At 43.0% G+C, this 12303-nt stretch carries 12 protein-coding genes; 9 read left to right on the forward strand and 3 right to left on the reverse strand.

From position 1 onward, the window contains the following. The first annotated feature begins 165 nt into the window (after positions 1-165). The 3 genes from BTV98_RS13700 (at position 166) to pncB (ending at position 3557) form a co-directional block, all read left to right on the forward strand. A complete protein-coding gene (locus BTV98_RS13700; protein WP_218612935.1) occupies positions 166-831 on the forward strand; it encodes a protein-L-isoaspartate(D-aspartate) O-methyltransferase in 666 nt (221 codons plus the stop codon). After that, a complete protein-coding gene (locus tag BTV98_RS03885; protein WP_218612936.1) occupies positions 821-2134 on the forward strand; it encodes an erythromycin esterase family protein in 1314 nt (437 codons plus the stop codon). Before BTV98_RS13700 ends, BTV98_RS03885 begins: the two co-directional genes overlap by 11 nt. A gap of 196 nt (positions 2135-2330) precedes the next feature. Next, positions 2331-3557 carry a nicotinate phosphoribosyltransferase gene (pncB, locus tag BTV98_RS03890; RefSeq protein ID WP_075102927.1) on the forward strand — a complete coding sequence of 409 codons (1227 nt, stop codon included), beginning with the start codon at positions 2331-2333 and terminating at the stop codon, positions 3555-3557. 7 nt (positions 3558-3564) lie between these two features. On the opposite strand, the gene xseB is transcribed toward pncB, so the two are convergent. The 3 genes from xseB to BTV98_RS03905 form a co-directional block, all read right to left on the reverse strand. Further along, positions 3565-3810 (reverse strand): exodeoxyribonuclease VII small subunit, encoded by a 246-nt coding sequence (gene xseB, locus BTV98_RS03895; RefSeq protein WP_075102928.1) that lies wholly within the window; start codon positions 3808-3810, stop codon positions 3565-3567. 75 nt (positions 3811-3885) lie between these two features. Next, positions 3886-5436: an exodeoxyribonuclease VII large subunit gene (gene xseA / locus BTV98_RS03900; protein ID WP_075102929.1), complete on the reverse strand. Its 1551-nt coding sequence runs from the start codon at positions 5434-5436 to the stop codon at positions 3886-3888. A 184-nt stretch (positions 5437-5620) separates the two neighbouring features. Further along, complete coding sequence (locus BTV98_RS03905; protein ID WP_075102930.1) at positions 5621-5989, reverse strand: hypothetical protein; 369 nt, start codon at positions 5987-5989, stop codon at positions 5621-5623. A gap of 171 nt (positions 5990-6160) precedes the next feature. On the opposite strand from BTV98_RS03905, the gene BTV98_RS03910 reads away from it, so the two are divergent. The 6 genes from BTV98_RS03910 (at position 6161) to gspL (ending at position 12272) form a co-directional block, all read left to right on the forward strand. Further along, a complete protein-coding gene (locus BTV98_RS03910; RefSeq protein WP_075102931.1) occupies positions 6161-6820 on the forward strand; it encodes an alpha/beta hydrolase in 660 nt (219 codons plus the stop codon). 129 nt (positions 6821-6949) lie between these two features. Next, positions 6950-8056, forward strand: a complete 1107-nt coding sequence (zapE, locus tag BTV98_RS03915; protein ID WP_075102932.1) for a cell division protein ZapE — start codon at positions 6950-6952, stop codon at positions 8054-8056. A gap of 96 nt (positions 8057-8152) precedes the next feature. Then, positions 8153-8809: a nitroreductase gene (locus tag BTV98_RS03920; RefSeq protein WP_075102933.1), complete on the forward strand. Its 657-nt coding sequence runs from the start codon at positions 8153-8155 to the stop codon at positions 8807-8809. Positions 8810-8944: 135 nt separating this feature from the next. Further along, positions 8945-10387, forward strand: a complete 1443-nt coding sequence (locus tag BTV98_RS03925; RefSeq protein WP_083606081.1) for an NAD(P)H-dependent glycerol-3-phosphate dehydrogenase — start codon at positions 8945-8947, stop codon at positions 10385-10387. Positions 10388-10429: 42 nt separating this feature from the next. Then, a complete protein-coding gene (gene sixA, locus BTV98_RS03930; RefSeq protein ID WP_075102934.1) occupies positions 10430-10888 on the forward strand; it encodes a phosphohistidine phosphatase SixA in 459 nt (152 codons plus the stop codon). A gap of 52 nt (positions 10889-10940) precedes the next feature. Continuing rightward, positions 10941-12272 carry a type II secretion system protein GspL gene (gene gspL / locus BTV98_RS03935; protein ID WP_075102935.1) on the forward strand — a complete coding sequence of 444 codons (1332 nt, stop codon included), beginning with the start codon at positions 10941-10943 and terminating at the stop codon, positions 12270-12272. The last annotated feature ends 31 nt before the right edge of the window (positions 12273-12303 follow it).

Below are 12303 nucleotides of genomic sequence, written 5' to 3' on the forward strand. Positions count from 1 at the left end.
ATAAATTTAAAAAATATAAGTCAGCTCAAAGCAGTTTTTTAGTCTTTGGAAAAGCGTATAGCCAACAAATAAATTTTTCTCAGTTATGTATGTTTATCTATTTTATTTAGGATTGACGATATCGATGGTATTGAATACTCCAAAATGAAAATTAAGGAAACCATCATGGATAATTTTGAAGAACTAAGGCAGCAAATGATAGATCGTCAACTTGCGGCTCGCGGCATTCACGATCAAACGGTGCTTAATGCGCTGGGTACGGTACCACGTGAAGCATTCATACCTACAGACCTCGTCGAATTTGCTTATAGGGATTCACCCCTACCTATTGAAGAAAACCAGACCATCTCACAACCCTTTATTGTTGCACTGATGACGGCGGCCCTTGAGTTGAAGTCGGATGACTGTGTACTCGAAGTCGGTACAGGGTCGGGATATGCTGCAGCTGTGCTTGCGGAGATTTGTGAGCATGTTTATACCATTGAGCGCCACAAAGCTTTGGCAGATACTGCCCAGATGAGACTAAAACAATTAGGGTATACCAATATTCAGGTCAAGCATGGCGATGGGACACTTGGTTGGGTAGATCATGCCCCTTTTGATGCCATTATAGTTGCAGCAGGAGGGCCTGAAGCGCCGCAAGCCCTCAAAGAACAGCTAGCCGTCGGCGGGCGTATGGTCATTCCCGTGGGCGCATCTTTGAATTCTCAAAAACTGGTTCGTATTCGGCGTATCAATGAAAATGAATATGAGACAGAAGATTTGGGAGGTGTTCGTTTTGTACCTCTGATTGGTGCAACAGGTTGGCAGGAGAAAAGCAATGAAAGCTAATAGAAGTTTGTCTGAATTGATTGGTCAATCAAGTGAGCATTTTAAAAGTGTTGATGATGTTAACCTAGATAATCTCATGGAGCGTATCGGAGATAGTCGTGTAGTACTGCTTGGTGAGGCGTCACATGGTACGGCTGAATTTTATGACATGCGAGCTCGTATAACCAAGGAGCTTATAGAAAAGAAAGGTTTTACTATTGTCACTGCTGAAGCTGATTGGCCAGATGCTGCGCATATCAATCATTATATTCGGGGTAGAGAACATGATGCTTTGCGGCAGAATAAACCTTTTTCTAGGTTCCCTACTTGGATGTGGGCAAACAAATCAATGCTTGAATTTACCCACTGGCTCCATGCCTACAATAAAAAAACTGAATCTTCAGAACAAAAAATAGGTTTTTATGGTTTAGATTTATACAGCTTATATAGCTCTATTGACAGAGTATTAGATTATTTACAAAAAGTGGATCCTAAGACAGCAGAAATTGCTCGCGAGCGCTACGACTGTCTGATGCCGTGGGAAGACGATCCTTCTTTATACAGTCGTGCGATGATAACCGAGCAACATAAAAGTTGTGAAGTGGAAGTACTCAACAATCTACAGGATTTACTCAAGATAGAGTTAGAGTGTTCTGTTGCCAATGGTGAACAATTTTTTGATGCCAAACAAAATGCCAAGCTAATAGCCGATGCCGAACGTTATTATCGTACTGTGTATTATGCCAAAAACAACTCATGGAACCAGCGTGATCATCATATGTTTGAAACATTGCAGGCAGTGCTTGAGTTTAGAGGCGCCCAATCAAAGGCTGTTGTTTGGGCACATAACTCCCACCTTGGTGATGCTCGGGCAACCCAAATGAGTGCACGTGGCGAATTAAACATAGGCCAATTGGCGCGGCAAGAATACGGTGACAAAGTCTATAACATAGGTTTTGGCACCGATCATGGTACGGTGGCCGCTGCGTCTAGCTGGGGCGGACCCATGGAGATAAAACAAGTACAGCCTTCACATATTGACAGTTATGAACGTGTTTTTCATGAGGTTGCTACTGATAATTTTCTTTTACCATTGCGCTATCCACTGCATGAAGACATTCGTAAAAAATTGCTTCCAGAGCGTTTAGAGCGAGCGATAGGCGTCATCTATAGACCTGAAACTGAGTTACAGAGTCATTATTTTTATGCCTCTTTGCCAGCCCAGTTCGATGAGTATATCTGGTTTGATAAAACGCGTGCCGTTGAAGCGTTGCCCAAACAGCGGGAGGAAGGAGCATTTGATACATTCCCATTTGGTTATTGAGGACACATTTTAGGCAATCGTAGTAATTTTGCTGTAATCAACAGCGAGTTCTGAAAAAAACAACAAACTTCGTTATACTTGACCTTTTATTGATGACTCATGAGCAGTAAGCGTTCTGAGCTTATCGATCACCTATTATGTCGCTTTAAGTGTTAGGTGACGTCTATTTCTTATTTTTGCGTTTTAAGGCCCTAGCATGACCGTTACCTATGCACCTATTATTACCTCATTACTTGATAACGATTTGTACAAATTTACCATGTTACAAGCCATGCTACATCAGTTTCCACAGACGCACGGGGTTTATCGTTTTCGTTGCCGTAATAATAAAGACACCGCTTATCCGCTAGCAGATATTAAAGCGTCACTAGAGCAGCAGCTCGACAGTTTGTGTGAATTGCGGTTTTTAGAAGACGAATTGGCATATTTACGGGGGTTGCGTTTTATTCGTTCAGACTTCGTGGATTATCTTGAGCTGTTTCAGCTAAAGCGTCGATTTATTACGGTAAGTACTGATGCAAAAGGCAGGTTATGTATCGATATTGAAGGACCGATGATACAAGCGATGTTCTTTGAAGTGTTTGTATTAGCCATCGTGAATGAGCTGTATTTTAATGCGTTGTCTGATCCTAGTGTGATTAAAGAAGGCCAACGTAGGCTGGATGCAAAAGTTGCCTTGTTGCATCATTATGCAATAGAACAAGCCCAATACAGCCATGATACGCCGCCCTTTATTGTCGCTGATTTTGGTACTCGCCGACGTTTTAGCAAAGCTTGGCAAGCGCATGTGGTTGAGACTCTACACAAGGCTGCCCCAAAGATAGTAGGCGGTACCTCTAATGTGTATCTGGCAAAAAACTTAGGGATGACGCCAATCGGCACAATGGCACATGAGTTTATGCAAGCGTTTCAAGCGTTAGATGTACGTCTTCGAGATTCACAAAAAGCGGCTCTTGAAGCCTGGGTTCACGAGTATCGTGGCGACTTGGGTATTGCCCTAACAGATGTCGTTGGTATGGATGCATTCTTACGCGACTTTGATTTGTATTTTGCCAAGCTATTTGATGGCCTGCGTCATGATAGCGGAGATCCCTATATTTGGGGTGATAAGGCAATCGCTCATTATAAAAAATTAAAGATAGATCCCAAGACCAAAATTTTGACCTTTAGTGATGGTCTGAATCTCAATAAGGCGTGGGAGCTGCATCAGTATTTTAAAGATCGTATCAAAACCAGCTTTGGCATCGGCACCAATCTCACCAATGATATGGGCATCACGCCAATTAATATCGTTCTTAAACTGGTTGAATGCAATGGGCAGCCAGTTGCTAAACTGTCTGATAGCCCAGGCAAGACGATGATCAATAATAATACCTATCTTGCCTATCTACGCCAAGTCTTTGAGGTTGATGAGCCAGAGTAGCGACTGTCTAAAGATCGTTATTCTCTGTTTTTTCTTCTTCAGCAAAGGCTGCATCTAGTGCTTGTTGTACCGCATTGATACGAGTTTCGCAAACACGATAAGCAGCGATTGACTCTTCAACCGTTGTCATTAGATTATCAATATCTGGCTCATCTTGCTGTTGTAGTTCAGCAGCATTGGTTTTTAGAATATCGTAAGCCGCCTTAAAGGTTTTTGGGGCGGCTTTTTTGCGTCGACGAGTAGGGGTTGTCATAAGGTTTCCTAATTTCTTGTAATGGTCTGAGTAGATAACATGGTTTGAGTAAGTAAATAATTATTAAAAACTGTTTTATGATTCGGTTAGCGTATTAGCAGATTCTGTCATCTTGTTATTAGTTTTGATATCAATAATCTGCGCTTTTGCTTTACCGTCTTTTAAGACAATATGAATGGTCTGCTCAGGATAAAGCTGCGTACTGCTGGTGAGTAACTGCTTATCTTTTGCGTCAGTCAGCATGGTATAGCCTTGTTTGAGTACGCGAGACGGACGATGCAGTAGTACAATATCACGTAAATATTCGCTATTGCGCTGAGCTTGTATGACGTGCTGCTGAGCATTTAACATAGCAGATTTTTGATAATCCCTACTATTTGTGGCAGCGATTGATAATTGCTGATAAGCAGAGGATTGGGTCTGCGCGCGTAGCTCGCTTGTTCGTCTTGCTGCTTGCTTTACTTGGCGCTGTGCGCTTTGCTGAATGCTACGCCACGCATAATCACTATCTTTTTGCAGTGCGGTTAGTTGACCAATCGTTTGCGATTGTATTTGGCTTAGTTGTCGTGACGTTTTTTGTTCGGCCATATTCAACTGGCGCTTTGCTGCTTGCTTGATTTGTGCTTGGTATTGAAGCGTCTGAGTGATTAGTTGGGCTAAATGACTACTGATTGCGGCGATTACTTTTGATGGTGTATCAAAGCTGGTATGTGCCACCTCATCTAAGATAACTTTGTCACGCTCATGACCGATACCGACCCACACAGGGATCGGCTGCTCGGCCACCAATGCTGCTAGCTCATAGTCATTGAGATAAGCTAAATCGCCAACGGCACCGCCGCCGCGAATAATCACTAATAAATCTGGCAACCGTTGATAAGTATCGTAAAATTGCTGTTGGGCACTGACAATTGCTTGACGGATCTCGCTTGGTGCATGATTGCCCTGAAAGGTAGCATGATGATAATGAAACTGACACGCACCAGTGCTGGCTAAGCGGTCTGCATCGGCTTGAAAGTCTCCCAATCCTGCGGCCTTTTCGGGTGCGATGACCAGCACATGCTCGATATCAAATGGCGTAGGCAGCTGCTGATTCAGGTGTAACAAACCTTCACCAGTCAAGCGGTCGACCATCTCTGCATATTGCCGCGCCAAGTCTCCTAATGTATAGCTGGGATCAATGTCTTCGATAGTGAGCGAGAAGCCATATTGCGCATGAAAACCTGCCGATACTTTGAGCAGTACCGTTAAATCGCGCTCAAGCGCCATACCTGTTGCGCGTTCAAACTTCGTTAAGACGCGGGCGGCTTTAAAGCGCCATAAGTTACCACGGCAGCTTGCGATAACTTTGCCATCGTCGTCTTTTTCTGCCAATTCAAAGTAATAATGTCCACCTTTGCTAGACAGATTACGAATTTCTGCTTTTACCCACACGCGATGATTAAAGGTTTGTTTGATGACCATATCAACGGCTGATAGATAATCGCTAAGACGCAGAACGGTGTCTTCTAAATTGACTTCAGGACTGTTTTCTTGCTCAGCGAGCTCAGCTTCCAATGTCGCCAAATCCTTGGCAGGTGCCAATACTTTCGCTTGTTTGATATTTGAGAGATTGGGTTTGCGCATAATAGGAGACCAAAGGTAAAGAGAGGTTAAAAGCTGGGTGTTTGTAGTCTGTTTGTTTATAAATTGGTTATTTTAGACTAAATAAGATGGGCTAAACATTTAACACGACAGTTTAACCCAAAAACGGGCTTACAAAAAGAGAGGACAGTGACGCTGCAATTAACCTATTTTGTCTGTTATGGACTTACTGGCAACGAAAGTTGATCTTGTATTCATAATCGTCGCTACGGGACAAGTCTGGCGTACCAGTGCCGAAGATTGAGCCGATAACGGCACCCGCTTGACCGACCATACGACCAGTGCGCTCATCCAAGATACCGTTATACGTCACTTTATCATCAACGATAATCACTTGCTTACCTTTGCAAGTCTTTTGCGCGCTGTCTATCGCATTTTGCTGAGCCTTTACCTTTGTATCTGCAATACCAGTCGTTTCATAAATAGAGTTGGCACGCTGAATAACAGGTGATGAAGGCGTACTTTGACAAGCGCTTAGGGCAAGAGCTGCGGTGACAGTAGCCGTTAATAGAGTGGTTTTGTTAAAAGTATTCATAAGTTATTCCTAGTTTTTATATGTTAAGCACGAAAATTTACCACTTACTCAAAACAATTGATTATAACAAGCAAAAGTCAAACAAACAGCAACAGTACACAGCAAATCACTTGAAATATAAATCATATCTAGGATAATTAACATATCTATTCTTAATTAATAAGTAAGTCTATGCAATTGATTCCTGCTCCGGCTGGTGTGCTTGAAGTTGACGCACTATGGCAACAAGGTAACCCTAATGATCCAGATACCGATACAGTGGCGCTGCTTTGTCACCCTAATCCACTTTTTGACGGTACGATGAATAATAAAGTGGTCACGACCATGTACCGTTTTGCCCGTGACAGTGGTATGCATGTAGTACGTTTTAACTTTCGCGGAGTCGGGCAGTCGACCGGTGAGCATGATTATGCTGATGGTGAAGTGGTAGATGCAATGACCGTGTTACAATGGATTGCAGAACAAAGCGCTGCACGTAAGCTATGGCTTGGTGGTTTCTCTTTTGGCGGCTATGTGACAGCGCGCGTCGCTGAGCAAGTGCTTGAGGCCTCTCATATTTGGGGATTGAGTGATTTTGAAGTTGTAAAAATCGCCCTTATCGCACCGTCAGTAGAAAAGAACGACAGCAGCGATCTGAATTTGCCTGCTGATAAAGCCTTTGAGATCTATGGTAATGCTGATGAAGTGATTGAGCCTCAATACATGCAGGCATTTGCTGAACGTTTAGGTATTAGTGTCAGTGTGGTAGATGGCGCAGGTCATTTTTTTCACGGGCGTTTGTCTGAGCTCAAAGGTTTATTAGAAGAGCACAGCTTTGGTAGTGGTACATAGATTTTACCTATTAGTTTTATTTATTAGCATTACTCTTAATTATAACTGGTTCTCAGTTTTGTCGCGATATGGTGAAGCAGAGTTAACGGGTTACTTTATTATTTATTTTGTCTAACGATGAGTCGCATTATGAGATTATCTCCATTGCAACGCTACGAGCAAGCCATCAGTACTGATGAGTTTACTCGAGATGAGCAGCAATACCAGGCTATGAGCTACCTTGATGAGCTTTATCATCAGCTCAATAATAGCGCTGAACAAAAAAAGGGCTTTTTTAGCTTTTTAAAGTCCAAACCTGCCGCGCCAAAAGGTCTGTATATGTGGGGCGGTGTTGGCCGTGGTAAAACATGGATGATGGACATGTTTTATGACTCTTTAACGATTGAGCGTAAGATGCGTCAGCATTTTCATCATTTTATGCAGCGTGTACATAGCGAGCTCAATACGTTACAAGGTCAAAGTGATCCGTTAGAAAAAGTCGCTGATATTATTCATGCAGAAGCAGTGATTATCTGTTTCGATGAGTTTTTTGTCTCGAATGTTTCTGATGCGATGATCTTAGGGGATTTGTTTACTATGTTGTTTAACCGCGGTGTTACCTTGGTTGCCACCTCTAATATTGAGCCATCGGGCTTGTATAAAGATGGCTTACATCGCGATCGTTTCTTACCCGCCATTGCCGAAGTTGAGCGTCATACTACCGTGATGAATATTGACTCAGGCATTGATTACCGTTTGCGTGTATTGCAGCAAGCAGAGCTGTACAAGTCGCCGATGACCAAAGGCAATCATCACTGGCTTGCCAACCGTTTTGCCAGCTTATCTAATAACCAAAAAATCAGTAATGAGCCCATCGTTATTAACGGCCGTGAAATAAAAATTAATGCGCGTACCGAAGATATTTTATTTTGTGACTTCCGGCATCTATGCATGGAGCCGCGTTCTGCCTCTGACTTTATTGAGATTGCTAAGCAATTCAACACCGTACTGGTCAACGCAGTACCAGCACTAGATGATGACTTGCGTGATCCTACTCGTCGTTTTATTTATTTGGTTGATGAGTTCTATGATCGCCGTGTCAAGCTATTGGTACGAGCTGAACAGTCTATTCTAGAATTGTACCAAGGAGAAAAGTTAGCATTTGAGATTGAGCGTACGCGCTCACGCTTGCTTGAGATGCAATCAGAAGACTATCTAAAAATGGAACATCGTGTTGAAAGCGTTGATGCTGCATGATTGTGTCTTTTAGTATAGCTATTAGAATTCAGCTAGTAATAAATAGTCATCTATAAAATAACACGAGTACTGAACAATAATAACTAAGGACAGACGATGAATGTATCTGATGATAAAAAAGACAAAAGTAATGCAGAGACGATTGTTGACAATACAGAGACCAATGACACAGGCTACACCAGCACTCAATTGATCGACTGGATTAATTCAAGACGCAGTATGGGAAATCTAGCCACTCCAGCGCCAACTCGTGCACAAATCCAAGAGGCTATCGCATGCGCTGCAACAGCACCTGATCACAAAAAGCTTCGTCCATGGCGCTTTATTGTGACCGAAGGCGATGCTCGACATGAGCTAGGTCTTGCTCTTCTTGAAGCTGCAAAAGCAAAAGCGGTGCAAGATGGTGAAGAATTGACTGAAAAGACCATCAAAAAAACTCGCAACATGCCATTGCGTGCGCCCCTTATTGTTACCGTAGTGACTCAAATGCAAGCACACAAAAAAGTCCCGCCTTTTGAGCAAATGTTAAGCGCAGGCGCTGCTGTGCAAAATTTGATTTTGGCTCTAAAAGCGCAAGGCTATAGTACTGTATGGCGCACTGGATTACTGTGTAACGAGCCTGCGGTAAAAGCGTATTTCGATGTCGGTCCAGATGATTATGTCACAGCTTTTGTTTATACTGGCACCAGTCCTAAGGATGAGCCAAAACGCAAACCTATTGATATCGAACCGTTAGTACGCTTTGAATCATAAGCGTCATTTTATTAGATTCAATCATAGCTGGTGTGGTGATGTATCAGAACTAAAGCATCATATAACGCTATACCTTTTTATGCAGACAGTGTAATCTGCCTCAATGATATAAGCAGTCAACACGGATAATTAGATATGACAAGCTCTACTGAAAACAATTCATCTAACAAAAAGCCAAATAAAGAAGCTGTCGATAAAGTAGCTTCTAATCAAAAGACAGATGATAGAAGTTCGGATCACGTTAATACTGAAAAATCTAGTGGTTTGCTGGCAGGTATTATTGAGCGTGCGACTAAATCAGGACTTGGACGAAGAAAGCTTAATCTTAGTGCTGTTGAAGCAGATGTCGCCAAAAACATGGGACAAGTACGTGATAATCCAGATCAGCTGCGTTTGGCGTTTTTGGGCGGTGGTAGCTTTGGTACAGCGATGGCAAATTTAGCAGCACGCAATGGCTGTGATACCACCCTTTGGGTTCGTAACAAACGTACGGTTAAATCCATGGCTAAATCGCAGATGAACAAAAAATATCTGTCCGGTTATAAGCTAGATGAACGCCTCAAATACAGTCATGATTTAGAATCTGCCGTCAAAGATAAGGACATTATTTTTCTTGCAGTACCAAGCTTGGCATTTCGTGAGACACTTAAGAGTATTGCTCCATTTATTACGGGACAGTCGGTTGTGTCTCTCACTAAAGGCATGGAAAAAGACACCTTTGCGCTGATGAGTGATATTATCAAAGATGAGCTGCCAGAAGTAAACTTCGGTGTTATGTCAGGACCAAATCTCGCTATTGAGATTATGAAAAACATGCCCTCAGCGACAGTAATAGCCAGTCATTCTGAGCCTTTGCGTCATGCAGTGCAGGCCGCATTACATAGCGCGTTTTTTCGAGTATTCGCCAGTGATGACATACGCGGGGTAGAGCTTGGCGGGGCGCTCAAAAACATTTATGCCATTGCCATGGGTATGGCTGCTGCATATGACGTAGGCGAAAACACCAAAGCTATGTTATTAACCCGAGCGTTGGCTGAGATGAGTCGTTTTGGGGTAGAAGCTGGCGCCAACCCTTTGACATTCTTAGGCTTATCGGGCGTTGGGGATCTGTACGCTACCTGTAGCTCAGAGCTGAGCCGTAACTATCAAATTGGTAATATGCTCGGTCGCGGTATGAATATTGATGCAGCGGTCAAAAAACTGGGACAGACTGCTGAAGGGGTCAATACGATTCAGCAAGTGCATGAAAAGGCGTCTAAAGACGGTATTTATATGCCGATTACTCATGCTTTGTACGCTGTTATTTATGAAGATAAGGCAGCGCTTGGCGTAGCACTGCACTTAATGGAAGCAGGGTTTCGTAGCGACGTCGAGTTTGTCATGCCACACGATTATAGTAATGCGGCGCTTACTGCACAGATGCAAGCGGCTGCTAGTAATCCAGATGACCAAGAACAAGATTCTGACTCTAAAAACGATGCTGAAAACGTTACTAATACTGACGATGATTCGGTTGAAAATAAAGATGCTAAAAAAAGTATTGCTAAAAATGACAGTGCTAGCAAAGACAAAAAATAAGTTAGCTAAAAGTTATGTAATAAGCGGTAATAAAGGGATATTATGAAGATTATTTTAATGCGTCACGGACAAGCAGAAGATGAGACTCGTCCAGATAGTGTACGGCAGTTGACCAAATATGGTCACCAGCAAGCAGCACAAACGGCTGAATATATTGTTGAGCATTATGCGCCAGATCACTTTGTAGTAAGTCCTTATAAACGCGCGCAGCAAACGTTGGCTGCGCTACAATCGCGTGCTCCTGCAGTGCCATTTATAGTACAAGACAATATTACGCCGTCCGATGATGCCCATATGGCATTAGCAGATATAGCAAAGATTGAAGCCGAGTGTTTGGTGGTGGTTTGTCATATGTCTATTGTTGCTTATCTTGCCAGCTTACTGACGGGTGATAGTCCTGAATCATTTGCTTTGGCTGAAGCACGTGTCTTCGAGATGGAATTTGTCATGACTGGTATGGCAAACGAGATAGACCGTTTTGTACCGCAGCAACCATACTAATTAATGGTTTATTTTGTTTTGATAGTTAACTTTATAAGTAAGGACACGCTTGGTGTTACATGTTTGGATAAGATCGCAGCATAGTCCGTTAGCAGTTTGGCATGCTGATACAAAAGAGTGGCAGTTTGTGAGCGGCTGGCAACAGCTGCATAATATTTATGGCAACAGCAAAAACAGCTCTACATCACTTTGTCTTTATTTTCCCTCCAGTTATCTGTTGCAAGTCGATACAAAGCTAAATGCAGCGCAGCTCAAGCAACTTGGCAACGCAGGTAAGCAGTATTTATTTGAAGAGACCTCTTTAGCGCCAGTTGAGCAATTGGCAGTCAGACAGATCGGCGATACTCATGCGCATCATCTTTATGCGTTGGCTGAAAACGACATAGAAGCATGGCAACAAAGTGCGGCTTTGGTCGGCCTAAGCATCAACGCACTACTGCCGGACTTCTTACTGTTGCCTATTCCTGAAGAAGGCGCTGCTCAGCAAGTAATCTTATATCAAGATCAATATACGGCCTTATTACGACAGTCACAACATCAGGGCTTGGCAGTGAATTACTTACCACTTATTTTTGAGCGTTTACCGCATTTAAGTGAAGTTTGTATATTGCCTTCGATACAATCGGCCGAGCCAGCATCTATCAGCGCTCCAATTGATGCATTTGATGATTTGGTACATGATAGCAGCAACTTGCAAAAGACTGACTCAGAATCAAGCTCCACATCAGAATCTACAACAGAACCAAGTATCGCGACAGAAACGGCTACTTTGCTGGCAGAACAGCAAATATTATCAACGCCTTTATCTACAGTCCCTATGCCAATAGAGATACCAGAACGCCACGCGCTTAACTTTTTTGTTAAATCTTCAGACATGAAGCTTTCACCTTACTTACGAGTGGCGATGATGGCCGCATTGTCAGCATTGGTATTGCAAATGGCAACCGATGGCTTACAAATTTATCGTTATAACCTTGCCGCTGATGCTACGCAGAGGGCAGCTGCAGAGCAGTATCAGTCATGGTTTCCAGATGAGATACTCAATACCAATCGCACTAAGCTACAGGTACAAATGCAACCAAAACTGCGTAGCGATAGTCAAGAGTCAGCGTCGCACCTAGCAGTACTCGGTCGAATATCACCGCTTATTAAGCAGTCTTCGTTACATGCACAGTCGCTGGTTATGGAGCCATCTGCTTTAAGCTTTACCTTAATAGCGCCAGACCGGGGTAGTCTTGATAAATTCGCCAGTACACTAACTGCGCAAGGGATTCAAGCAAGTCTAGAGCGGGTCAATAGCAATGAGCAGGGGCAGTTTAGTGGGCAGATTACCGTCGATGTCGCAAATGATCCTGCGACCGTAGACAATGTGGCACAATCTTAAATTTTTAGAGCTTATAAATTTTATACCATCC

Source organism: Psychrobacter sp. Cmf 22.2 (assembly GCF_001921745.1).
Classification (GTDB): Bacteria; Pseudomonadota; Gammaproteobacteria; order Pseudomonadales; family Moraxellaceae; genus Psychrobacter.